Raw genomic sequence first — 25,881 nt, 5'->3', positions numbered from 1 at the left:
CTGAAATCAAGATACGGATGTATGAATTCTGTCAATCAAGATAGCGATCTTATAAAAATTCTGTATCGACAGTTGGTTGGCCGTGAGGCGGATCCGGCGGGATTGATTTATCACGAGGAGCTTCTTCGCGGCCAACCCGACATTAGGGTTCGTGAAGAACTTGTTCGCGGCATGATGCAGAGTGACGAGGCGTCGAATCATTTGGTTCGACACCTTTATCTCCGTGCGTCCCCGGATCCGTTTTTGAAATCTCAGGAGATCGTCAGCCTTGGCACACACTGTTTCACAAGCTATTTGTTGAAAAGCTTTGGGCTGAAAGCATATTCAGGGCCGTTCGATTGGCTTTTTTCGTCGCCCGCAATGATTGAACATTGCTTGATCGACAACTTTGGAATGTTTCTCGATCAATCATATTATGAGCCTGTTCCATTGGAGCGTCGCCGCGATGGCGCTAATGTGAATAAGGTGGATCATCGTTTCTACCGTAACGAGTTTGGTGTCAATTACGTGTTTAATCATCATGATGTGCACATGGCGGCGGATTACGGATATGTGACTCGGTGCGTCAACCGGTTTCGCGCGTCGGCGGCAAGTGATCGACAGAAAATTTACCTTCTTGTTCGAAAGGAATCGGTCGAAACGAGCGACCATTTCGATCAGGTTGCCGCGGCAGTAGATCGAACGATACGCAATGGCGTGCTTGTGTACGTCAGCGTTGGCGATCGAAAGGCGGATCTTCCGGAAGTAACGGTTCGTGGTAGCAGAGGGCGTCATCGCCTGTTGTCGCTAAAACCGATATCGAAATGGAATGCGCTTACGTTTGAAGACGTTTTGGACGAAGTGACAATCCTGAAATCCATTGGGTCTGTTCTGAAAGAATCCCGCTGATGTGGTTTGTGTTGATGAATATTTGAGTGACGGGGAAACGTTTGCCAACTGCGATTATTACTGGAATTACCGGGCAGGACGGCGCTTATTTGGCGCAATGGCTTCTTGAGCAAGGATATACCGTTTACGGTACTTATCGTCGTTCGAGTTCGCCAAATTTTTGGCGAATGTCGGAACTGTTCTCAATCGATGTTCCCGAGCTGAAGCTGGTCGAATTCGATTTGACGGATCTCGGAACCGCAATTCGCCTTCTGGAGCGTACAGGCGCAACAGAAGTCTACAACTTGGCTGCGCAAAGCTTCGTTGGGGTTTCGTTCGAGCAGCCACTTACGACCACGCAGATTACCGGTGTCGGCCCGTTGCATCTGCTGGAAGCTATCCGCATGGTAAATCCGACTGTCCGGTTTTATCAGGCGAGTACTTCCGAAATGTTCGGGAAGGTTCAGGAGATTCCGCAAACGGAGTTCACGCCATTTTATCCTCGTAATCCGTACGGCGTGGCAAAGTTGTTTGCACACTGGATGACGATCAACTATCGCGAAAGCTACGATTTATTCGCATGTAGTGGAATTCTCTTCAATCACGAGTCACCGTTGCGAGGACGGGAGTTTGTTACCAGAAAAATCACGGACGGTATCGCGAAGATCAAACTCGGAAAACTGGACGTGCTTGAGCTCGGTAATCTAGATGCCAAGCGAGATTGGGGGTATGCGCGAGAATATGTGCAAGGCATGTGGAGGATGTTAAAGGCGGATTCACCGGGGACCTATGTGCTTGCGACAGGCCGGACCGAAACCGTTCGCACGTTTGCGACGATTGCGGCACAGGTGGCCGGGATCGACTTGCTGTGGCAGGGTAGTGGTATTGATGAAGTAGGTGTCGACCGTCACAGCGGCCGAACGATAATTCGCGTTAATCCGACGTTCCATCGTCCGGCCGAAGTAGACCTGCTCGTGGGAGATGCGTCGCGCGCGCGGGCGGAGCTTCAGTGGGAGCCTACAGTGACGCTCGAATCCCTTTGCCAGATGATGGTCGAGAGCGATATTCGACGCTGCGAGAAAGATTTTCCGTTCTGACCTTTGAGTAAAATATTCATCAGCGGGATCGGTGGGTTTACCGGCACATATCTAGCGCGCAAGCTGCATAACGCGGGTTACGATGTGTGTGGCCTGTCCAGGGGGCATACGTCCGTGCCGTGGAAGGTTCACGTCGGAACAATGCTGGATCGTGAGGGACTCGGCCGAGTGTTGGCGGCGGAGCGACCAGATGTGATCATCCATCTTGCCGCCATTTCTTCCGTGGGCCATTCGAATCCCGCCGACACGTATGCGGCGAATGTAATCGGTACACGCCATTTGCTCGAAGCGACCGCAGGTCTCGGATCAACAGTCCGTTCGGTGTTGCTCGCTAGTAGTGCATCGGTATATGGCGGTGCCATCGAGGGCGCCGTTCTCGAGTCTACGCCGTTTTTTCCGCAGAGTGACTATGCTGTAAGCAAGGTATCGATGGAGTACCTTGCGTCCCTTTGGCGTGCGCATCTACCTATCACCATTGTGAGGCCGTTCAACTACACGGGAATTGGGCAGCAAATAACCTTTGTATTGGCCAAGATCGTCGATCATTTTCGTAACCACACGCCGCAGATCGAGCTTGGCAATCTCGATGTTGTGCGAGACTTTTCCGATGTTCGAGACGTGGTTCACATCTATAGCTTACTCGCGGATGGAAGGCAGGCAGGGCAGGTGCTAAATATTTGCTCGGGCGTCGGTTATAAGCTACGCGATATCGTAGGAACCATGTGCGAACTGTCGGGCTTTGAGCCGAAAGTGATGCATGTTGATGCGCTGATACGTAAAGGTGAGGCGGCACGATTGATTGGTGACCGCGCGAGATTAAATGAAGCGGTTGGCGATATTCCTCGCATTCCACTGCGCGAGACGCTTCGCTGGATGTTGGCGGGCGACGCGTGAGGCTGATACTTTCTGTCGATGCTATCGCTCCGCCGTTGACAGGTATTGGACGATATACATGGGAGCTTGCGCATCGGTATGCGGAAATGGCCGCGGAATTCGAATCGCTGCGTTTCTACTGCGGTAAGCGGTGGATCGTCGATCTACCCGGGTTATTGACGGACCCGGCGAGCGTACGACGCGGGCTAGACTGGCCGCGGCTGGCTCCCAGGGCTGCGCGCAACTGGGCGCTTCGGCGAAAGATGCGTACCCACGTGTTCCATTCGCCCAACTATTTTCTTCCGGATTTGGCCGAGAGCGGGGTTGTGACCATTCACGACCTCTCTGTGTTTCGCTATGCCGAGACGCACCCGCTCGAGCGAGTGCGTCAGTTCGAGCGATCGTTTGCGTCGACGCTTGCGCGTGCGTCCCATCTCATTACCGACTCCGACGCGATCCGCGATGAAGTGTGCCAATACTTCGGATGGAGCGACCGGCGCATCTCGACCGTTGGATTGGGGGTCTCTCGCGAGTACCGCCCCCGCGACGCCGTTGACCTCATTGAGCCACTGCGGTCCTGGGGAATCGTTCCGGGCGGGTACGCGCTTTGCGTTTCGACGCTGGAGCCCAGAAAGCGCGTTGATCATTTGATTGACGCGTATGGAGCCTTGCCTGAACGGTTGCGCGAACTCTATCCACTCGTGCTCGCGGGAGGGCGTGGGTGGTTGAGTGACACGCTCCGGGAACAGATTGCGGTTGCGGAGCGGGCCGGCTGGTTGAAATACGTCGGATTCGTGAGCGAAAGCGAGTTGCCGTTGTTATATGCGGGCGCCCGGGCGTTTTTCTTCCCATCGCTGTATGAAGGCTTTGGCTTGCCAGTACTCGAGGCCATGAGTTCCGGCGTGCCGGTGCTTACGTCGAACTGCTCGTCATTGCCCGAGGTGACCGATGGCGCGGCGAGGCTTGTCGAGGTTTCGGACCGCGTGCACTTTATTGACGCGATTCAGCAAACGCTGCTGGACGACGGATGGCGTACCGAGGCAGTCAAGCGGGGATTGATCGTTGCTTCCCGCTATGATTGGCGCACTTGTGCGAACCGGACACTCGAGGTTTGCCGGCAGCATGGTTGAAACCCGGGGCTTGGGTCCGAAGCAGAATTGCCGCACTATTAGCGAACGTTCCCGCCTCGGTCGTGCATCATGTACCGGGGCAAGGCTCAAGTAAAAAGGACACGGTGCCGATATTCATTCGATGAACCAAATGACGATTTGGACGCAGGCGAGGCTGCAGACATGCCCGCCGAGGCAGTTTTTGGGCCGCGGAGGCACGCCTGATCGCGGTGCTCTCGTTGTAGTGAGCCCGACTTGCAGGCCCGTGGCTGCGGACCGGCTGTACGCGGCTGCGCCGAGTGAATCTTGGGTGGTATCGACGAGGTACCTGATCGTGAAAATTGGCTGGTAATCAAAGAATTTGACATCTATTGTATATATTCACCTATGAATGTAAATCAAGATCAATCCAGCGTTGTCGATACAGTCACATTTGTGCACGCTGTGTTCAATGCTTTTCTCGGTCGTCCTCCCTCGCAGGCGGATGTTGAATGGCATATCGCTGAGATCGACAAATTCAATAATGTCGAGGCGATACTGAAGATGTTCCTGAACATGCCCGAATTCAAGGGCAAGTATCGTGAGCGTCTCAATTCAGAGTCGATACCGTCTCTGCCGAGCCTGCTGGGCAAGGCTGACGAAAGATTGAATTTGCTGGTTCTCGGAACATGCCAGATTGCGCCTATCGTCGATGCGGCTACCCGGCTCGGGCATAGGGCTAACCACATGCTCTTCGAGTCGTTTCAGCGCTCGGAAATCCCGCAAATCGAAATCAGCCCGGCGGACGCGGCAGTTATTGGTTTTACTTTGCGACACGTGCTGACCGACGCGGCCAGTGAACCTTCGCTATGGTCGACGGATATGCAGTTTGCGCGAATGGTGAGTGATGCTGAAGCGCAGTTATTATTGGATCGGTGCGAGGGGCTTCTCCGCGAAAAACTCGCGGCACTGCATGAAAAATTCAAAGGTATTCCTACATTCTTTGTTGCATTTCTCGAGCCAAGCTTCAATTATCTCGGAAATCTGGTCGGTCGATTTCAATTGTCTTCGCCGAAGATATTCGTTCGAAGGTTGAATGAAATTTATGTAAAAATAATCGCAGAATTTTCCAATTTTCACTTTCTCGATTCAAATGAATTTGCAGATTATGTGGGGAGGATGTATTTGCAGGACGACGTGATGTTCAGCGGGACTCATGCGTCGTTCATCGGCTCTTTTGATGTTGATCAGGATCGCAATCGTCTGATTGCACCCGCTCCGATCATTGCGCGCGACGATGCGGTTCGGGCTGTTTCGATGTACGGCGAGATTGCTCTAAAGACAGTCGTCGACAATCTCAAGGTGTTGCGCCAACAAGATGCGGTCAAACTCGTTATCGTGGATCTCGACGACACCCTTTGGCGGGGCGTAGCGGCAGAGGAAAGTATTGTAGGCCCGGAGCGCGTGGAGGGCTGGCCGCTCGGCCTGGTCGAAGCGCTGTTGTTCTTCAAGAGGCGAGGCGGCTTGCTTGCGATATGCAGCAAGAACGACTACGAACCAACCGTGAAACGATTAGGAGAGATCTTTCAAGGTGCGGTTAATGTTGCTGATTTTGCATCTGTCAAGATTAACTGGCAACCGAAAAGTCAAAATATCACGGAAATTCTTGCCGAGACGAATCTGCTCGCACAAAATGCGGTCTTTATTGACGACAACCCGCGTGAAATTGACGAGGTTAAGGCTCACCATCCAACTATTCGTTGTCTAGGCGGCAATCATTATGACTGGCGTCGCCTCATTCTGCGCGCTCCCCAGACCCAGGTGCCATCCATCACTGCGGAATCCGCGAAACGAACGGAACTCGTCCGGGCGCGCGTCGAACGCGAGGTGTTGTCCCAATCGATACCGCGTGAGGAGTGGCTGAAATCTCTAAATATTGAGCAGCGATTTTATATTGTCGACAGCGATTTGAATGAGCGATTTGCGCGAGCGTTTGAGTTGATTAACAAAACAAATCAATTCAATACGACTGGAAAACGATGGCAGCTCGCAGAAATGCAGGAGTTCTTCAATGAGGGTGGTGTTTGTTTGTTAACATCCTTGAAAGACAAGACCGTTGACAATGGCATTATCGGCGCGATATTGATCCGTGCGGGTGAAATTGTGCAGGCGGTGTTGTCGTGTCGCGTATTCAGCCTCGGCGCTGAAACCGGCATGGGCAGCGTTGCAACTACTATTGCGCTCAAGCAGGCTGCAAAGGCGACTGGAAGAATCGTAGATACCGGGAAAAATTTTTCCTGCCATGCCTACTTCACGAATCTTGGATTTGAGAAGGTCGACGACCACTTCGAAGCCGTGGCCGCCTGTGAGATGCCATCGTGGATCACAGTGACGGAGTCGATCCAGGCGGTCGATGGCTGAAGTCCGTTCAGCCTGACAGGCGAAGATTGTCACTCGGGCGGGCGTGCGATCGAAGGCCGGAGGAGGCCGCATTGAGCAGCGGCGGCCTCTGGCCGCCGTTTGCATGTATAAACGTTACTCTGCGCCTTCGACTCGATTTCCGGTGTCTCGCACCAGCAGGAGTCCGAGCAGTAGCATGATCGAATCGGCAGCTATCATATACGTCACGTCGTATTTGGCTGTGACCAGCGAGCCGAAGTAGCCTGCACGAAGCATTTCGGTGCCGTGTACCATTGGCAGCCACAAGATCAGCTCCTGGGCCTTGGGCGGCAGCCAAGAAACCATGAAGCCGGCACCAGACAGGGGAAACAGCAAGTAGGCGAATGTGTGCCATAGGCGTTCAATCATTTCACTTCGCTCGCTGATCGATCCGACGATCAAACCAATCGACGCTCCGAGGACGCACATGTAAATCCATGCCGCGATCATCAGGCTGACATCTTCCGGCATCCGCATCAGTCCCACAAATATGAACAGAGCGGAAATACAGACCATCGAGACTGTCGCACCAGCGATTTCGAGAACGATGCGCGCCCAGAACAGGTCAAGTACTCTCACGTTGCGGTGAAAAAGCAGCGACTTGTTTGGCGTGATCGCTAGCGCGCACCGCGATCCGCAGTTGCGCCACACGAGGACTGTCGAGTAGCCAGTTACTGCAAACTCGGTAATCGGAAGATTCGACCCGTGTGACAGGTGGGCTGCATTCCAAAGGGCAGTGACACCCAACGTAAACATCATGGGTTCAAAGAATACCCACAGGAAGCCTACATTGTGGCGCCCATATCGAGTCAAAATCTCGCGCATCAGCAAAGCGCCAATCACTCGAAATTGGATTCGAAAGGATTGAATCAGAGTGGTATCTTGCATCGATATTCGTAACGCAGAATCCGGGTGCGGAGGGAGGCACCTCCGTCCGGACGGAATTGTTGTACGTGACGACATGTCCGTTTCGCGAGACTGCTGGAGAGTGTGTGCGAAATGCTGGGGGACATACCGTCAGATGTCGTGCCGGTTTCGGATACAGCGTCAACCAAGCGTAAAGGCGCTGGCATTGTATAACGACCGGCCGGGATGATCATCAGCTTGTTCGAGATGGCCGAAACAGTGTGGTGTGAATCGGAGGCCGCGAGTTGTTGGGGCTGGATCATACTCGTGACAGCAACGTCTTCAAGCGTTCGGTGGCGGCATGCCAGCTCATGACCGGAAGTTGTCTGCTGTCGGGCGCCGTTCCGCTTTTTATCGCGACAAGCCATGTGGCAAGCTGGGATGCAATATCTGAACTTTCGCGATCGTCGAAGTAACTGGCATGTGTACCGGCGATTTCACGAAATACCGGCAGATCGCGTGCAAGTATCGGCATTCCGTACTGAGCGGCTTCGATAAGTGGCAGACCGAAGCCCTCTGCCTCGGACGCTTGGAGTAGTCCGCTCATGTTCCGATACAGCCAGGCGAGATGTCCGTCGTGTGCATTTTCGAGCCATATCAATCGTCGTCCGCTTTCCGGGTGGGATCTCAGGCGCGCGATTAATTCACTCATATGCCAGCCCGCGCGACCTGCAACAACCAATACTGCATCATGCCCGTGTTGCCAGAGGCGTTCGAAAGCGTTCAGAACTTGGGCATGCCCTTTCCTTGGCTCGATGGTTCCGACCATTAACACGGTGCTTCGCGTGCTCTGTATGTATTGTTCGAGGAGCGGTGTCGGGCAGACGACTTCATGGCATGGGGACGGGGCGTCGGCGCCCAAATGGAACCACTCAAATGATGGTTTGGGTGCCGAGAGTCCATACTGCTTTTCGAGCCATGCTTTCGTATCGTTTGCGACAGCATTCGAAATGCAAAGCAACGAATCGGCCTGAATAGAGATCAGCCGCAGCCATCGTTCGAAATCACGCTGCGCCCGACGGGTGAACCAGTGGGGGGTGCTGGCCGGAAGCAGATCGTAGACGACGAAGGCGAGGCGTACGCCTGCCGCCCGCCACGTGAGGAACTCGCGCTGGCGGCTGGGTGCGACGCGGCTGCTGAGATCGAGGCCGAGAAACACGTCGCCTTCCCTAGCGTCAACGAATTTGTCCAGTTCCGGAGAAGGGGCGGCGCCGAGCGTAGACGCATACGCATGGGCATACCGGTACGGTTTCGCGCGAGTGGCCATGACCGGGCGCACCACAAATCCTGATGGCGGGGCATGGATGAGCTCTGCGAGTATGGACCGTACGACTCGTTGAATACCGGTGCCGCCGTCGTGTGTCGCGATAATCGAGACGTCGACGAGCAGTTGGCGGGGCGTTGTGTTATCGAGGCCTGCGTCGTTCGAGCGGACCTGACCAACGGCTCTTCGGGCCTGCGCAACCCAGCGCGACGAGCCAGAGATTGCGGCCGCCTGCAGCAACGCCGCAATCACGTGTGGGATTTTCACGCGACGCTTTCGTGATAGAAGGAGTAAGCGTCATCGACGTGCTCGAAAGTGTGCAATTTGCCTTGGACGAGGACGGCAGCGCGGTCGCAGTGCTCGCGGACAAAACCGGCGTCATGGCTGACGACAATCAGTGATCGATCGCGACGTCGCTCGAACAGTTCATGGTGACATTTCGCGTGAAAGCGATCGTCACCCACGGCAATGATTTCATCGATGAGAAAACAGTCGAATTCGACTGCCATCGAGATGGCAAACGCCAGGCGTGCCCGCATCCCCGCAGAGTATGTTTTAACGGGCTCGCGCAAGTAGTACCCGAGTTCGGAAAACTCTTGGACAAACGGCTCGGCAGCAGCTGCATCTGCTCCGTACACGCGACAGATGAAGCGCAGATTATCCATCCCCGTCAGGCTTCCCTGAAATGCACCGCCAAAGGCGAGTGGCCAGGAAACACTCATGGCGCGGCGAATGTTTCCTGACGTGGGGAGCTCGGCGCCGCTGATGATCCGGATCATCGTCGATTTGCCGGCGCCATTTCGCCCAAGTATGCCGATCTTTTCGCCGGGCCGCACTTGCAGGTTGATTTGACTAAGTACGCGACGGCGGCCTTGCCGCGTATGGTAGTCCTTGCAGACGTCCTTGAGATCGATCATTGCGTTGTTGGGCAAACGGAAGTTGCCGAGCTTGTTGCGGGAGGAGGATCTCAGTCGTGATGCTCACGTACACCGGCGAGCAGGAGACTGAGGATACCCCACATGATCAACCCGAGGCCGAAGACCTCGAAAATGCACTTCAACCGCTTCGGCTCGATGGCGACGTCAGGTGTGTTCGGCTCAACCAGGCGCTCGAGATACAGCTGCTTTCGCTGTGCTTCTGCGCGAGCGGTTTCCAGGGCAGCCATCGCTGACGCTAACTGACGATCTGCGAATTGCGAATCGAGTTGTAGTCGCGCATAGCCGGTGGCCTTGTCGGACAGCGAGTTCTTGCCTCCGGTGACGCCCCCGGTGGCTTCCTTGATTTGCTTCTCGATCGCCGAGATGCTGTTTTTGAGCACTGGGATTTGCGGGTTCTGCGGTGAAATTGCCTGCAGTTGAACCAGTTGGGTCTGCGACGAGAACAGCTGTGACTGCAAGGTCGCGACTTGTTGCAGTTGAAGTGCGGACTGCTTGTCGGGATCGAACACGGTGTGAGCATTGCGGAATGCCGCCAGAGCTGCAGCTGCGTCCTTCGCTTTGGTTGCTGCCAGTTCTACCTGCTTCTGTGCGAATGATTGCGTGTCAGCTGCGGCGCGTGCATTCATCCGATTAATGAGGCGCTCGCTGATTTCCAGCAGTGTCTCGTTGATTCTACTGGCGTCCTGTGCCGTGTACGCGTTTATCTTGAGCGTCGTAATAGCGGAGGTCGTGTCGTAATCTACGGTGACGATCTTTTTAGTGTAGTAGCGCCACAACGCTTCGAAGCTGCCGTCGAGCCATGCATGAAAACGGCTGACAAAGTCACCGTGCTGAGAAAAGGCATCGAAGATGTAGTGGCCGCGGTTCAGCTCGTTCAGTGCGTCTCGGGACTGAATGTAGTCGATGACCGGATATGCGTCGTCCTGAGCATGTCCGATGCCGGTGCTTTGAAGCAACGCACCGACAACGCCTGGTTGACTCTGTTGTTGCGCACTGCGAACGACAAACCGGGATTCCGAAACGTAGACGTCCGACGCAACCAGTCCAAAGTAGACCGTCGCGATCGCCGTTGGTACGAGTACGGTCCAAGCAAAGATCCGGTTGACGCCCTTTACCCGCTCGAGCAAACCCTTCTTCGATTTCTGCGGTGTCACCGCTGTGTTGCCAGATACGTTTTCCAACTTCTTTTCATCCAGGCTGATTGGCTCGGCCGACCGTTGCAAAATTTACCGATGCGACCATTGGCGAGCGATTGCCGATCACGTGCTGCTACGGCGCTTGCCGTGGCAGCATCGTTCGAGAGTGGGACTCTATCCCTGCGGCGTTGTTTCTCGCGCTCGTTACTTCGATGGCGGCAAATTATATCTGTCGCATGGGATTCGCGCCATCTTGGTCAAACGGAGCCATACAGGTGTCATACTGGACGAGATTTTTGGGCTGCTCTGTGCACTTTTTCATCCGGATGCTATATTCGCCGCGTTCCAGGAGCAGTGCAGGTATCGGCTGCCTGCTCAATTTCAACTCATATACTGGTACTCATCCGGCGCGGTAGCGGCAACGGCGCTCGGTGGGGGGTGCTCGTCCGTTGGTACGTTGGTATCTTGATGCCTCGCTCATTTCTTGTGCTGCAAGGCACTGCGTCGTCGTTCTTTAGCCAATTGGGTCAGGCTCTGACACGAAATGGACATGCAGTTCTGCGTGTCAATTTTTGCGGTGGCGATCTGCTATATGGTAGGACGGGTGTAACAGTCAGTTATCGAGGCGCACTGGGAGACCTGCCAGATTGGTATCGGCAGATCGTCCAGAAACAGGGGGTCACTGATGTCCTCATGTTTGGTGACTGTCGAGAAGTGCATCGGCATATGCATCCGGTTGCGCAGGCGTTCGGGTTGCGTACCTATGTTTTTGAAGAAGGGTATATCCGGCCACATTGGTTGACGCTCGAGCCGCATGGTGTCAATGGGAGGTCGTTGTTGCCTAGGGATCCCGCATGGTATCTCCGGCAGCGATCCGTCGTCCCACGGAGCATGCCAGGTGTTCCGACCGGATATAACCTGTATGAACGGGCCTTTCACGATATCTCGTATCGATGTGCCAATGCATTGTTTGCGGTACGCTTCCCCAATTACCGAAGTCATCGTCCGAGAAACGGTCTGGCCGAATATACCGGGCTTGCGGCTATGGCTCTTCGGCAGGGGGGGCGGGAGCGTGAAGCAAAAGAGGTTACGAATGTACTGCTTGCGGAGCAGAAAAAATACTTTCTTTTCCCTCTGCAATTGAATTCGGATGCACAGATCGTTGTCCATTCTCCCTTTGATGGAATTCGCGAAGCTTTATCGCATGTCCTGCTTTCGTTCGCCAGCGCAGCACCTGAAGATGCCGTGCTAGTCGTAAAGAATCATCCTCTCGATACGGGTCTGATCGATTATCGACGTTATGCGTTTCGCCTTGCTAACGAGCTTGGGATTCAGCATAGGCTGCTGTTCATTGATTCCGGTCATTTGCCGACCTTGCTTGAACACGCGCGAGGAGTCGTGGTTGTCAACAGTACCGTGGGGTTGTCGGCGTTGCATCACAAGCGCCCGTTGGCCGCTTTAGGGGCAGCTGTGTACGACATGGAGGGGTTGACGTGGCAAGGGTCGCTGGACGATTTTTGGAAAAATTCAGAGTCACCTGATATGGATCTCTATCACGCGTTCCTTGACTACGTGATGCACCATACGCAGATCAACGGTGACTTCTACACGCGAACGGGGATCGCAATGGCTGTTGCCGGCTCCGTCGAGCGTCTTGAGGCGGCCATATGAAGCGCATCGCACCGCGTAATATCGTCATAACCGGGGCGAGCGCGGGACTGGGGCACGCACTCGCACGTGCATATGCGGGGCCTGACGTAGTGCTTGGCATTGTCGGGCGAGATTCCGCGCGGCTCGAACGATGTGCTGCTCAGTGTAAATCTGCCGGCGCCAGGCAAGTGATCGCCGGAGCAATAGACGTCCGGAATGCGGCTCACATGCGTTCTTGGCTTTCGGAATTCGATAATGCACATCCAATTGATTTGCTGATTGCCAATGCCGGAATTGCAAGCACAATCGCCAATGCTTCCGACTGGGAGGACCTAGAGCGAACTGCAGCGGTTGTCGACACGAACTTCTATGGAGCGATGCACGCTGTATTGCCTGTCATTGAGCAAATGCGTGCACGACGAAAAGGGCATATAGCGATGGTTAGCTCAATTGCTGCATTACGCGGCATGGCGATTTCGCCGGCATATTGTGCGAGCAAGGCTGCGGTCAAGGCATATGGGGATTCAGTTCGGCCGCTCCTCAAGCGAGATGGCGTGACGTTATCGGTAATTTTGCCTGGGTTCGTGAAAACGGAAATGAGCGAGGCCTTTCCTGGCGATAAGCCTTCGATGTGGTCTGCGGAAAAGGCGGCCGATCATATCCGCCGGAGATTGCTGGCTGGGCAGGCGGAGATCGCTTTTCCGGGACACCTCGCGCTTGGGACCCGCATTCTCGCATTGATGCCGGCGACCCTCGCAGACGCCATTCTTGAGCGATTGTCGTATTTGCCTGGGGAGGGGCGTTAGCGTGGTGGCGTTGCAATTTTCGACTCTGCTTGCATGCGCGATCGCATTGTCGGTCGTGCTGGATGTATTTGCACTGCCAAGGACATCGTTGCGTCGATATGGTGTGGCGGTCGTGTTGCACGGTACGACGGTGTTGTTCTTGATCTGTATAGCATTTCTCGCAACGAGACGCCCTTTTTTTTCTACGGTTGTTGCCGTGGGCATTGTCGGGCTGATCGTTGCGGTCAGCAATGCCAAATATGAATCTCTGAGAGAGCCATTTGTATTTTCTGATTTGAGCCTGTTCAGTCAGCTTTTCTCGCATCCCAGGCTTTATCTGCCATTTCTTAGTATCGGTAAGGCTCTATTGATTGCGGTCGGCGTGTCGTTGCTCGTTGCGGGTTACTGGATCGAGGAGCCGTTGGCGTCGGCGTATGGATTGGCAACAGGTTTCATGGCAGTGGCATGCGTGATTCTTTGTCGATGGTTGGCCGGAAGAATGGTGTTAACGTTGGTGCCGGAGGTTGACCAGCGGAAATATGGTTTTTTCTCCGTGTTTGTAGCATATTTACTCAATGGTATGCGATTGCAAACGCTGCGCTCTTTTGAGGGGGCGGTAGCGGCCGGCCCATATTGCGATGGTGAGCCTCCCGTCGCGCGCCCGGATGTGATCATGATTCAGAGCGAGTCTTTTTTTGATGTAAGGCAGATCTCGTCGGCCATTTCATCGGCGGTGCTTGCGAATTTTGACCGTGTGCGTGAGGAATCGGTATATCACGGGGAGCTCGAAGTCCCTGCTTGGGGTGCGAATACGATGCGTACGGAATTCGCCGTATTGACCGGAGTACCGTCTGCGGAGCTTGGGTATGCACGATTTTATCCGTACGCGTTTGTGCGTCGGAAGTGTGGTTCGCTTGCCAGTTGGTTTGGGCGCGGCGACTACGACACGATAGGAGTACACCCCTACTATGGGAGTTTCTTTGGTCGGCGGCGTGTATTTCCGTTAATGGGAATCGGGCGCTTGATCGATATTGCGGATTTCGGTGGTGCACCACTTGCGGGGCCATACATCTCTGACGAGGCCGTTGCGGAGAAAATCATTTCTGCACTCGATGCGCCGCGATCGTCTCCCCTTTTCATCTTTGCGATGACAATGGAGAATCATGGTCCACTCCATCTGGAGTCGGTAGAGCCCGGGGAGTCGAGCAGGTATCATGAGTTCGGCGAGGGTAAGGAATGGCAGGATCTCACCGCCTATCTTCGCCATGTCGCAAACGCAGATGCGATGCTCGGGCGATTGATTGAATTTTTACGGGCGCGCCAACGGGAGACGGTTGTCTGTTTCTATGGCGACCACGTTCCTGCGCTGCCGCGTGTGTTCGATAGAATCGGAAGGACACCGGAACGTAGTCACTATCTCATCTGGAGAAACTCGGGGCGGGTTGGGGCTTCTCGTCGAGACGTGCGCGCGGAATCTCTTGGGGCAATGGTGTTGGACGCTGTACAAGGCGGTGAGTTTTCGGCGACGACGCTGAGCGAAGCCGCCCGGTAGGAGTCCGAGTTTGCAATTGCGAAACCGGCTTCCTACAGTGCGCTGCACCCGAAGCGTATGTCGAATCGAACGACAAGAAACACTCCAAACCTCGGCAATCATTGCCGCGGTCTTGAGGTGGCCGCGCATCTCTGCGATTCGTGCTGCCTTTCAGAATTAGGAAAGCTCCGTTTTTAGGCGGAGCTTCCGTGTTATTCCGAACTCAAGACTTGTGGCGACGCAGCGACTCTTGTGTATGTTGCTTGTGCTTCTTCGAAGAGAATGGAGTCAAGCTGTGTCATGGCAAGCACTGGCGGCGTGTATTCTGCCTTCAGGCTATCCGACGCCGTATTATCCTTGATGAGCGGATCGATTTGCGTTAATAGCTGAATGGTATGGTCGTGCCGGACATTGAGTTGGCCGCAGCTTAAGCTATAAGAAAGTAGGCGGCATGATCGTTCAAAATCATGCTGCATGCCGATGAATGTAAAGCGCTCCAGATGCTCACGGATTTCTATCCGGAATTCTTCAAGCATCTTGTCCGTGTCTTCATCGTTTAAAGTAACGTCGTCGCAAAGCCGATGCGCCCAGCGCCACCAGGCTCGATTTCCGAGGATAACCCATGTCATGTGATTCCATGTGTCGGAATGGGGCGCCCGGCGTTGCTCTATGAGGAAGTCCTCGAATTCGAGCCGATTCGCGGCTTCCATGCCACTATGGAAAGAGGGGTGCGAAGGGGCGTGTGCGCGCCAGAACCGATAAAGAGATGCCAATCGATCGGCAGGATCGCGCAGGAACGAAATCAGTTTTAGGTTGCGCTTGGGAATATATGCCAGCGAATCATAGTTGAAATGCCCCATGAATGTGTTGAATTGAGACAGTTCAGCTGGAGATCGAAGGTGTAGGGTGTCGGCATATTCCAGATACATCTGTTGACCAGCGAATGCGTCGATAAACATGTTCTTCAGCGACGTCCCGCCCGTTTTCTGGACATGCAGAAATACCGTTGCAGGTTCGTCGAAAGTCAGTTCGGGGTGCGGTAATTCCGGCAGGGTGCGAGAAAACCGTTGACGAAACTCGCCAGATTCCACAACGGAGATCAGGGTGTCGCGGACGCCGTTTGGCCGTGCGATGATCTCCGAGTAATGCCCGAGTGCCTCCTCTTCAGGATCGCGACCGAGTAGTGCCGAAAATATATCCCTCACGATCTGTAGTGCAAACGTGGAGGGAATGGCACCGCTCGATGTGTTCGAGTTGGCAACGGCGTCCAGATACCAAGCTTCCACAGCGTCGGCGAGTAATTTTTGCTGCTGTGGGTCCTTGAACACGGTGTCTACCGATTGAATAAGTGTCTCTGCTGGTCTCATGGAGTGAGTCTTGTAATTTTGAACGCTGCGAACGTAACCGTGGGCGATGTTGCGGGAGTCAAGTCAACCGGAGACGAGAGTATGTCGGGGGGATGTAAGCCTGTCTAGGGGGGGATGTAGATACCGGGTGATGCGGTGCTCAGTTATTGGTCAACGTGGCCAGCTGGGCGTGTGGAGGTTGATTCGGCCACCGTCGAGAGCGCGATGTTATGCGATTTCAGGGCCAGAGTGGCGATCGACATACTGGTCGGGGGAGGGGGGCGTTGGTGGTGACCTGCTTCAATGGGCTAGGGTTGCATCCATGCGGGCACGCCCACCAAGGCTCTTGGCGTGTTGGGGGAGGGTAACGGCCAAATTGCTTTGACCAGGTGCACGGTTATTTGATGGAAAGGTTGTCGTTCGCGGAAGAGTGCGATTGGGCTGAAAAGTATTTCCATGAAATGAGGCGATGGTGTTTATTGGTGATGCAATTAATTAAATTTGGCCGTGGTGTTTTTTTGAAAAATCATGAACAAAATTAATGAATTGTAAGTTGATGAAGGAAGTGCTTGCTCTGGGCGAGGTGAGTGATTGGTGTGTGGATCATATTGGAGTCATTTTGAGCGGCGTGGTGTATTTTTCCTAAATGAGTACTTGATTGAGATCCATCGGGTAATAGATCGAGGTGCAGGCGTCGGGTGGCACGCTTATACTGTTTTTGTCAGGTGTTGTATGATATTCGATCGGCGAAGTCCGGTTGCGTTGCTTACGCTAGCCTAGCGTTAGCGAATTGAATGTCGAGAGAAGGATGGCGGGGCGGTTTTGCGGTCTCACAAGCGTCGGTTGGCGTCCGTGGAAAACAGAGGGGGCAATGCCGTAGCCTATTCCTGAGGATCAGGAACTTCAGAAGTGCGATGTCCGTGTGCGGAGCGGCGACCGCGGGATGAGCGGTTTGCGGATGCTATCATCTTGCGCTCACGGGGACAGACGCGGCTGTCACGACCTCGACGCTGAAGCTCTACGGCAGCGAGCGGGTCGGCCGGGCGCGTGCTGGGTGTGCTGCGATCAGATAACCAATCGAACGTTGGCGTTTCGGCGTCAGATATCGAGTGAGCAATGACGCGTAGAGTGCGCCGTCGAAACGCGAGTGAGCTGATTGGCCATTGATCGGTCATCTCACTATGACATCATGGGGGATGCATCAATATGGTGCATCTTGAGAGGGCGGATTGCGCGTCGTCAATAACCTGTTCGTGCTGCAGCGGCTATACACAGTTTTTCATATCACAAAATTTGAATTTTTCCACGATCACCGGGCGTGATAGTCTCGGTCGGCGATAACGTTTGCAACAATGCAGAAAGAGCTTGCGAGCATAGGGTCAGAAAACGTGTTTCGGCCGGCGGCAGCATGATGATGAAAAAAAAAGTTGCAATTATTGGGATGGCGTGCCGTTTCCCTGGGCGTGTCGAGAACCCTGACGATTTCTGGCATTTGCTTGAGGACGAACGCGACGCAGTGACCGAAATCCCCGCCGACCGCTTCGGCACCGATTTCTACCAGCACCCGTCCAAGCGCGAACCGGGCAAGAGCTACACGTTCTCGGCCGGCGTGCTCGACAACGTCGCCGGCTTCGACGCCGCGTTCTTCGGCATTTCCCCGCGCGAAGCGGCCCAGATGGATCCGCAACAGCGCCTGCTGCTCGAACTCGCATGGGAGGCGTTCGAGGACGCAGGCGTGCGCCCGGCCGACATGCGCGGCAGCAACTGCGGCGTCTTCGTCGGCGCCGCCAGCATGGACTACGGCAACCGCAACATGGACGATCTGAACGTGATCGATCCGTATTCGGCGACCGGCAACACACTGAGCATAGCGTCGAACCGCGTGTCCTACCTGTTCGACCTGCGCGGCCCGAGCATGTCCGTCGACACGGCGTGCTCGTCGTCGCTCGTCGCACTCCACCAGGCCGTCAAGGCGCTGCAATCCGGCGAAGCCGACATGGCGCTCGCGGGCGGCGTCAACCTGCTGCTGCACCCGTTCGGTTTCGTCAGCTTCTCCAAGGCGTCGATGTTGTCGCCGCGCGGCCGTTGCCGCGCGTTCGATGCGACCGGCGACGGCTATGTCCGCTCCGAAGGCGGCGCATTCGTGCTGCTCAAGCCGCTCGATCGCGCACTCGCCGACGGCGACACGATCCATGCGGTGATCGCCGGCTCCGGCGTGAACTCCGTGGGCCACTCGCCGGGCGGCATCAGCGTGCCGGGCGCGGCAGCGCAAGCGTCGCTGCTGCGCAGCGTGTACGCACGCGCAGGCATCGATCCGCAGTCGCTCGCATACCTCGAGGCGCACGGCACCGGTACGGCGGTCGGCGACCCGATCGAGGCGCGTGCGCTGATCGACGTCGTGTCGGGCGAGCGCCCGGCGGACCGTCCGCTGCTCATCGGTTCGGTAAAGACCAACATCGGTCACCTTGAAACGGCCTCCGGCATGGCCGGCCTGCTGAAGGCCGTGCTGTGCCTGAAGCATCGCGCGGTGCCGCGCTCGCTGCATTTCGTCACGCCCAATCCCGGCATCGATTTCGACGGCGGGCGCCTGCGCGTCGTCGATCGCTACATGCCGCTCGAAACGGGTACCGCGCCGCTGACGGTCGGTGTCAACTCGTTCGGTTTCGGCGGCACGAACGCACACGTCGTCCTGACGGAAGCGCCGGCTGCAAGCGATGCGTCGACGACTACGCCGGAACCGGCCGATGTGCCGTCTCCGCTCGTGCTGACCGCGCGTAGCGCGGCGGCGCTCGGCGCACTCGCGGGCCGCTATCTGGCGATGCTCGACAACGGTGGTGACTGGCAGGCGCTTGCCGCTGCGGCCGCGCGTCGCCGCCAATGGCTCGAACATCGCGCGATCGTCGCGCCGGCCGACGTGGCGGAAGGCCGCGCGGCGCTTGCAGCACTGGCCCAGCCGGCGCAGGAAGGCCTGCCAGCCTGCGTGGCAACCGGCCAGGCGCCCGCCGACACGCTGCGCACCGCGCTCGTGTTCTCGGGCAACGGTTGCCAGTGGGTCGGAATGGGCAACGAACTCTATGCGGAGAACGCCGTGTTCCGTGCGGCGCTCGACGAAGTCGACGCACTGTGGTGTGCCGACGGCAGCCCGTCGCTGGTCGACGTGATGCGCGGCGGCCCGAGCGCGGAATGGCTGGCCGGCGGGGGCGCCGAGTGGCTCGCCGCGACGGAGAACGCGCAGCCGCTGCTGTTCGCGATCCAGGTCGGCATGATCCGCGTGATCGATGCGCGCGGGATGCGTTACGACGCGGCGATCGGCCATAGCGTCGGCGAAATTGCTGCAGCGTGGGTGACGGGCGCGCTGTCGCTCGGCGACGCGGTGCGCGTGATCAAGATCCGCAGCCGCGCGCAGGCGATGACGCGCGGCAGCGGCCGGATGGCGGCCGTCGGCATCGGCGACGCGGCGGCACGCGAACTGATCGCGCGCCACGGGCTCGCGCGCCGTGTCGAGATCGCCGGCATCAACAGTCCCGATGCAGTCACGCTCGCAGGCGAACTGCAGGGCTTGCAGGCACTGGAGGCGGCGCTGCGCGGCAGCGGCAAGTTCTTCCAGATGCTCGATCTCGACTACGCGTTCCACAGCAGCCACATGGATCGCATCGAGCCGGTCGTGCTGGCCGAACTGGCCAGCCTGCAACCGCAACCGGGCAACGGCGCGTTCGTGTCGACCGTGACCGGCGGCGCGCTCTCCGGCACCGAGCTCGACGCGCGCTACTGGTGGCGCAATATCCGCGAGCCCGTGCGCTTCGGCGCTGGCATCGCGCACCTGATCGAGCAGGGCGTCCGGCTGTTCGTCGAAGTGTCGCCGCATTCGATCCTGCGCACGTACGTGAAGCAGGCGTTCACGGCTGCCGGCGCGACCGGCACGGTGCTGCCGACGCTCAAGCGCGATCACGGCAGCGCGGCGACGCTGCAGCAGGCGATTCTCGCGGCGATCGCGCACGGCGCGAGCGTCGATCCCGACCGCTTTGCACCGGGCACGTCGCGTGCGGCATTGCCGTCCTATCCGTGGCAGCGCGACCGTTTCTGGCTGACGCCGACCGTCGAAGGCTACGGCCTCGTCAATCGTCGCCGCGAGCATCCGCTGCTCGGCTATCGGCTGCACGAACACGCGTTCGGTTGGGAAAACCAGCTCGATCCGGCGAAGCTGCCGATGCTGGCCGATCACGTCGTCGATGGCGGTGTGGCGTTCCCGGGCGCCGGATACGTGGAAATGGCGCTCGCCGCGGCGCGTACGTTCTTCGATACGCCGGATGCGGCACTCGAAAACGTCGAGATCCGCACGCCGGTCGTGTTCCAGCCGCAGCAGGCGAAGCTGTTCCGACTCGTGATCGAGCCGCGTACCGCGACCTTCACGATCGAGACGCGCGACCGGATGTCCGGCGGCGCATGGACGCTGAACGTGACGGGGCGGATGCTGGAAAGCGGCAGCGCGCTCGGCGCGGCGCGCGTCGTGCCGTCCGGCACGCTTGAGCGCCTGCTCGCGCTGCCGGCCGCCGACGGCGACACGCTGTATGCGAACACCGCAGCCATCGGCCTCGCGTACGGGCCGGCGTTCCGCTGGGTACGCACCGTGCGGGTCGCCGCAGGCGACGATGCGGCGCTGGCCGACGTCTCGGCGCCCGCCGCATGCGGCGATGCACGGGCGCTGTCGGCCTATCTGCTGCATCCGGCGCTGATGGACAGCGGGTTTCATCCGCTGTTCGCGCTGCTTGCCGCGCACGCGCGTGACGGCGAGCATCCGGCGTACGTGCCGGTGCAGATCGGCCGCGTCGACTATCTGCGCGGCGACACGGTCGCGCGCGTACTCGCGCGGATCGACCGGCGCAGCCCGCATTCGGTCGTCGCGCATTTCGAATTCCTCGATGCGCAGGGTGCGATCGTCGCGCGACTCGGCGCTTGCCGGTTCCGGCGCGTCGATCTCGTCGGCCGCCGGCAGAACCTGCCTGCGCGCTTCGTGTACCGCCTCGAAGAGGTGCCGCTGCCGGGTGACGTCGATGCAGCCGGTCTGCCGGCGCCCGACGCGCTGCTCACGCAAGCAGTCGCCCGACTCGATACGACCGAGGACGATGGGCGCCGCACGCAGCATCTGACCGAAATCCTGCCGTTGCTCGACGTACTCGCGAGCCTTTACGTGCTTCGCGCGTTCGATGCGCTCGGCGCATTCGCCGGCACATGGCAGCCGGCGCCCGGGTGTGCGGCGCTGGCTGCGCGTCTTGGCGACATGCTGGTCGAGGATGGTCTCGCTCATCGCGACGGCGCGCTGCTCGTGCGCGACGACGCGGCATGTGCGGCGTTGCCGCCGCTCGACGAGCTGTGGCGCGGGCTGCTGGCCGAATCGCCGGGGCACGTGGCCGAGCTGACGCTGCTTGCACATTGCGGCGCGGCGTTGGCCGACGTGCTGAGCGGCGCGAAGGATGGCGCACGCTGGCTGTCGCCGACCGGGCACAGCCTGGTCGAGCAACTTCTTGCCGCGTCGCCGACCTGGCAGCACGTGCACGCGCTGCTGACGGCCGGCGTCGAACAGGCGGTCGACGCATGGCAGCCGGCGCGCCGGCTGCGCGTGCTCGAACTGGGCGCGACGGACGGTGACGTGCTGCAGACGCTCGGCATGCATCTCGCGGCCGCGCGCTGCGATCACACGATCGCCGCGACGGCCGGCCAGCTGGCCGGGTTCGACACGGACGCGGAAGCGGCGGTGCGCACGGTGGCCCTGCAGTCGGGCGAGCGGCTGTCGCTGTCGGCCGATGATGCCGGTCCTTACGACCTGATCGTCGCGAATCGCGCGTTGAGTGGCCGTCGCGATGTGGCCGATGCGCTGAATGCGATGCGGTCATGGCTGGCGCCCGGCGGATTGCTGCTGCTGGCCGAGTCGCGCCGCGGCCGCTTCTCCGACATCGTGTTCGCCCCGCAGGTGGCGTCGACGGAAGCCGATGCACCCGTGCCGCTGGCGCCGGCGGATCTCGAGGCGGCGCTCGCGCGCGCGGGCTACGTCGACGTCGTGCGACACGTCGAGCAGTCGCTCGATCTGGACGGCACACCGACGTTCGTCGTCGCGCGCAACCCCGTGAGCACGGTTGCTGCACAACGTGGCGACGACGCGAGCGATCTCGATACGCTCGCACGCCACGAACACTGGCTGGTGATGCACGCGCCGGACGCGGTCGGCGGTTTCGGCGGGCAACTGGCCGATGCGCTGGCGCAGGCGGGCTATCCGGCCGATATCGTGGACATCACGCACGCGGCCGACGCGATTGCGTCGCTGCCGGCCGGGCAGCCGGCGCACGTCGTGTTCTGCGCACCGGAAACGCCGCTCGCCGAAGCGGCGACGGGTGACAGCCTGATGGCCGCGCAGCGTCACGGTGCGATTGCGCTGGCGGCACTCGTTCGCGCGCTCGGCGCGCAGCCGAATGCGGCCACGCGATTGACCGTCGTCACGCGCGGCGGTGCGCCGTTTGCCGGCGCCGCGAATGCGCATCCGGAACAGGCGACGCTGTGGGGCCTCGGTCGCGTACTCGCGAACGAGCATCCCGAACTCGCATGCCGCCTGATCGACGTCGATCGCGCGGCGCACGGGATTCCCGATGCGCTGATTCGCGAGCTGACGGGCTCGGCGGTCGAGGAAGAAGTCGTCCTGGGCGCACACGGACGGCTGGTGCCGCGCATGCTGACCGCCGTGCAGGCTGCGGCCCGCAACGATGGCGCGATCGCACGCGCATCGGTGCTCGCGTTCGACGCACCGGGCTCGTTGCGCAATCTCGAATGGTTTGCGTTGCCCGAAAGCGCGCTGGGCGAGGACGAGGTGGAGATCGAGCCGGTCGCCACCGGCCTGAATTTCCGCGACGTGATGTACGCGATGGGGCTCCTGTCCGATGAAGCGGTCGAGACCGGCTTCGCGGGCGCGACGATCGGCATGGAGCTGTCCGGGCGCGTGGTCCGGGTTGGCCCCGCCGTGACGGCATTTGCGCCGGGCGATGCGGTTCTTGGCTTCGCCCCGGCGTCGTTCGCGACACGCGTCAGGACGCGCGCACAGGCAATCGCGCTGAAGCCCGAACGCCTGTCGTTCGAGGAGGCGGCGACCGTGCCGACGACGTTTTTCACCGCCTATTACGCGCTCGTCGAACTCGCGCGGCTGCGCCGCGGCGAACGCGTGCTCGTGCACGGCGGCGCGGGCGGCGTCGGGATCGCCGCGATCCAGCTCGCGCGTCACTTCGGCGCGGAAGTGTTCGCGACGGCCGGCAGCGACGAGAAGCGCGAGTTCGTGCGCCTGCTCGGCGCCGACCACGTGCTCGATTCGCGCAGCCTCGCGTTCGCGGACGAGATCCGGGCCATGACGGGCGGGCAGGGCATCGACATCGTGCTGAATTCGCTGGCTGGCGAAGCGATGGTGCGCAGCATCGACACGCTGCGTCCGTTCGGTCGTTTCCTCGAACTCGGCAAGCGCGATTTCTACGAAAACAGCCATATCGGGCTGCGGCCGTTCCGCAACAACATCAGCTATTTCGGCATCGATGCCGACCAGTTGATGGGCGCGCTGCCGGAGCTGACCGAACGCCTGTTCGGCGAAGTGATGGCGCTGTTCGCGGCGGGCGTGCTGCATCCGCTGCCGTATCGCGCGTTCCCTGCCGAACGGGCCGAGGATGCGTTCCGCTACATGCAACAGGCGCGCCAGATCGGTAAGGTGCTCGTGACCTATCCTTCCGGCACGCCGGCGCCGACGCGCGGCGTCTCGGGCGCGGGTTCGCTCGCGCTCGATCCGCACGGCGCGTACCTGGTGGTCGGCGGCACGGGCGGGCTCGGCTTCGCGAGCGCGCGCTGGATGGTCGAGCGCGGCGCGCGCCGGCTGACGCTGGCGAGTCGCTCCGGTGAACTTGCCGCTGCGGCGCGCGACGAAGTCGCGGGCTGGCGCGACACGCTGGGCGTCACCGTCGACGTCGTGTCGTGCGATGTGACCGATGCCGCGGCGGTCGACGCGATGATTGCCGCGATCGTCCGGCGCGACGTTCCGCTGAAGGGCGTGCTGCATTCCGCGATGTCGATCGACGATGGCCTCGTGCGCAATCTCGACGATGCACGCATGGCCGCGGTGCTCGCCCCGAAGGTGGCCGGCGCGTGGAACCTGCATCGCGCGACCCGCGGGCTGCCGCTCGACCTGTTCGTCGTCTATTCGTCGGCGACGACCTATCTCGGCAATCCGGGGCAGTCGAACTACGTCGCGGCCAACACCTTCCTCGAAGCGCTCGTCGAACATCGTCGCGCGGCAGGGCTGCCCGGCACGTTCATGGCCTGGGGGCCGCTCGAGGACGTCGGTTTCCTCGCCCGCCATGCCGATACGCGCGAAGCGTTGCAATCGCGGATCGGCGGTGCGTCGATCACGTCCGACGAGGCGATGATCGCGCTCGAGCGCACGCTGGTCGCGGGGGCGGCCGGCGAAGCCGTGGTCCGGCTCGACTGGCATGCGGTGGCACGCGGGATGCCGGCCGCGAAGGCGCGTCGGTATTCGCTGCTGCAATCGCATGCGAGCGGCGGCGATGCGCGCGACGGCGGCACGCAGCTGCGCGAAGAGGTGCTCGCGTTGCCGCGTGACGAAGCGATCGCGCTGGTTGCGCGAACGCTGCAGGCACAGATCGCGCGGATTCTGCACATGACGCCCGATCGCATCGCGCTCGACAAGTCGGTGCTCGACATGGGCATGGATTCGCTGATGGGGATGGAGCTCGGACTTGCGGTCGAGGAAGCGTTCGAGGTCAAGCTGTCGGTGATGGCGATTGCCGAGGGCGCGTCGGTGACGACGCTGGCCGGACGCATCGTCGATTCGATCGGCGCGTCGGCCGATGCCGACGCCGGCTCGGCAACCGATGCCGCGCACGAGGCCGTCGCGGCGCTCGCCGCGAAGCATGCGATCGACGGCGAAGCGCGCGCGATGCTCGACACGCGGCCGGCGCCCGTCGCCGGTCATGCATCGCCCACGCTGGAGGTGGCGCGATGAGCGCGCCGGCCGGCTGGGCGACGCACCAGGGTACGCTGGCACAGCCGCTGACGATCGACGGGCACGGGCTGCACACGGGGCGCCGGGTGGGCGTGCGGATTCTGCCAGCACGCCCGGAAGACGGTGTGACGGGCATTGCGTTCCGTCGCATCGCGCACGGGCGCACGCTCGCGACGCTGCCGGTCGATCCCGCGCTGCGCCGCGCGCAGCCGCTCTGCACGATGCTGCGCAATGCCGATGGCGTCAGCGTGCGCACGATCGAGCATCTGCTCGCGTCGCTGCTCGCGTGCGAGATCGATCACGCGATTGTCGAGCTCGACGCGGAGGAAGTGCCGATTCTCGACGGCAGCGCCACACCGTGGGTCGATGCGATCCGCACGTGCGGCCGCGTCGCGCTCGATGCGCCGAAACGCTTCATCCGCGTGCTGCGGCCCGTCGTCGTCACGGACGGCGAGGGCGACCAGCGGCGCGAAATGCGGATCGAGCCGGCGCCGCGTTACGAACTGAGCGTGCGCAACGACCTGCGCGGCTTCGGCGACATGCACTGGGACGGTGCGCTGACACCGGCCGCGTTCGAAACCGAAATCGCGCCGTCGCGCTCGTACGGGCGCGTGAAGTGGGCCGTGCCGGCGATCGTCGCCGGCTATCTGCGCGGCGTGCCGATCCTGCGCGGCGCGCGACCGTCGTGCACCGCGTCCATCGTCGGCAATCGCGTGCTGGGCGGGATGCGGCTGCCGGAGGAGTTCGTCCGGCATCGCGTGCTCGACCTGGTCGGCGATCTCGCGCTGGCCGGTGCGCCGCTGCTGGCGCGCGTGAGCGCGTTGCGGCCGAGCCACGAGATGAATTTCCGGCTGGTCGATGCGCTGCTGGCGACGCCCGACGCGTGGCAGTGGGCCGACTTTTCCGAGACCTGAAACC

General features: G+C 59.6%; 15 protein-coding genes. 10 read left to right on the top strand and 5 right to left on the bottom strand.

Annotation, left to right across the window (positions count from 1 at the left end; translation table 11 throughout):
- Positions 1-21 precede the first annotated feature (21 nt).
- The 5 genes from U5809_RS09735 to U5809_RS09715 all read left to right on the top strand — a co-directional run bounded on the left by U5809_RS09735 (position 22) and on the right by U5809_RS09715 (position 6,346).
- Positions 22-888, top strand: a complete 867-nt coding sequence (locus U5809_RS09735) for a DUF1796 family putative cysteine peptidase (RefSeq protein WP_322086309.1) — start codon at positions 22-24, stop codon at positions 886-888.
- A 41-nt stretch (positions 889-929) separates the two neighbouring features.
- Positions 930-1,964 (top strand): GDP-mannose 4,6-dehydratase, encoded by a 1,035-nt coding sequence (gmd, locus tag U5809_RS09730; protein WP_322086328.1) that lies wholly within the window; start codon positions 930-932, stop codon positions 1,962-1,964.
- A 3-nt stretch (positions 1,965-1,967) separates the two neighbouring features.
- A complete protein-coding gene (locus U5809_RS09725; RefSeq protein ID WP_322086308.1) occupies positions 1,968-2,858 on the top strand; it encodes a GDP-mannose 4,6-dehydratase in 891 nt (296 codons plus the stop codon).
- Positions 2,855-3,967 (top strand): glycosyltransferase family 1 protein, encoded by a 1,113-nt coding sequence (locus U5809_RS09720; protein ID WP_322086307.1) that lies wholly within the window; start codon positions 2,855-2,857, stop codon positions 3,965-3,967. The genes U5809_RS09725 and U5809_RS09720 overlap by 4 nt, the downstream gene beginning before the upstream one ends.
- 285 nt (positions 3,968-4,252) lie before the next feature.
- Positions 4,253-6,346 (top strand): HAD-IIIC family phosphatase, encoded by a 2,094-nt coding sequence (locus tag U5809_RS09715; protein WP_322086306.1) that lies wholly within the window; start codon positions 4,253-4,255, stop codon positions 6,344-6,346.
- Positions 6,347-6,460: 114 nt separating this feature from the next.
- Here U5809_RS09715 and U5809_RS09710 read toward each other — a convergent pair whose 3' ends face one another.
- From U5809_RS09710 to U5809_RS09695, 4 genes are all read right to left on the bottom strand, one after another.
- Positions 6,461-7,252: an ABC transporter permease gene (locus U5809_RS09710; protein ID WP_091921190.1), complete on the bottom strand. Its 792-nt coding sequence runs from the start codon at positions 7,250-7,252 to the stop codon at positions 6,461-6,463.
- Between the two features lie 277 nt (positions 7,253-7,529).
- Positions 7,530-8,801, bottom strand: a complete 1,272-nt coding sequence (locus tag U5809_RS09705) for a glycosyltransferase family 1 protein (RefSeq protein WP_322086305.1) — start codon at positions 8,799-8,801, stop codon at positions 7,530-7,532.
- The gene (locus tag U5809_RS09700) at positions 8,798-9,451 is read right to left on the bottom strand and encodes an ABC transporter ATP-binding protein (protein WP_091921192.1); all 654 of its coding nucleotides are present in this window, start codon (positions 9,449-9,451) and stop codon (positions 8,798-8,800) included. The genes U5809_RS09705 and U5809_RS09700 overlap by 4 nt, the downstream gene beginning before the upstream one ends.
- A gap of 50 nt (positions 9,452-9,501) precedes the next feature.
- A complete protein-coding gene (locus U5809_RS09695) occupies positions 9,502-10,653 on the bottom strand; it encodes a hypothetical protein (protein ID WP_322086304.1) in 1,152 nt (383 codons plus the stop codon).
- A gap of 423 nt (positions 10,654-11,076) precedes the next feature.
- Between U5809_RS09695 and U5809_RS09690 the strand changes: the two genes are divergently transcribed.
- The 3 genes from U5809_RS09690 to U5809_RS09680 are packed head-to-tail and all read left to right on the top strand — an operon-like array spanning position 11,077 to position 14,595.
- Positions 11,077-12,279, top strand: coding sequence for a capsular biosynthesis protein (locus U5809_RS09690; RefSeq protein ID WP_322086303.1), 1,203 nt, complete (start codon positions 11,077-11,079; stop codon positions 12,277-12,279).
- Complete coding sequence (locus U5809_RS09685) at positions 12,276-13,064, top strand: SDR family NAD(P)-dependent oxidoreductase (protein WP_322086302.1); 789 nt, start codon at positions 12,276-12,278, stop codon at positions 13,062-13,064. Before U5809_RS09690 ends, U5809_RS09685 begins: the two co-directional genes overlap by 4 nt.
- A 4-nt stretch (positions 13,065-13,068) precedes the next feature.
- Positions 13,069-14,595 (top strand): LTA synthase family protein, encoded by a 1,527-nt coding sequence (locus U5809_RS09680; protein ID WP_415877938.1) that lies wholly within the window; start codon positions 13,069-13,071, stop codon positions 14,593-14,595.
- Positions 14,596-14,786: 191 nt separating this feature from the next.
- On the opposite strand, the gene U5809_RS09675 is transcribed toward U5809_RS09680, so the two are convergent.
- A complete protein-coding gene (locus tag U5809_RS09675; protein WP_322086300.1) occupies positions 14,787-15,941 on the bottom strand; it encodes a sulfotransferase family 2 domain-containing protein in 1,155 nt (384 codons plus the stop codon).
- Between the two features lie 1,390 nt (positions 15,942-17,331).
- Here U5809_RS09675 and U5809_RS09670 point away from each other — a divergent pair.
- Both U5809_RS09670 and U5809_RS09665 read left to right on the top strand, forming a co-directional pair.
- Complete coding sequence (locus U5809_RS09670) at positions 17,332-24,963, top strand: SDR family NAD(P)-dependent oxidoreductase (RefSeq protein WP_322086327.1); 7,632 nt, start codon at positions 17,332-17,334, stop codon at positions 24,961-24,963.
- Positions 24,960-25,877: a UDP-3-O-acyl N-acetylglycosamine deacetylase gene (locus U5809_RS09665; protein ID WP_322086299.1), complete on the top strand. Its 918-nt coding sequence runs from the start codon at positions 24,960-24,962 to the stop codon at positions 25,875-25,877. The genes U5809_RS09670 and U5809_RS09665 overlap by 4 nt, the downstream gene beginning before the upstream one ends.
- Positions 25,878-25,881 lie beyond the last annotated feature (4 nt).

The sequence above is a fragment of the Burkholderia sp. BCC1999 genome (genome assembly GCF_905339975.1).
GTDB lineage: Bacteria > Pseudomonadota > Gammaproteobacteria > Burkholderiales > Burkholderiaceae > Burkholderia.
Note: the sequence above shows the minus strand (reverse complement) of the source record. Positions and strands in the feature narration are given on the sequence as shown.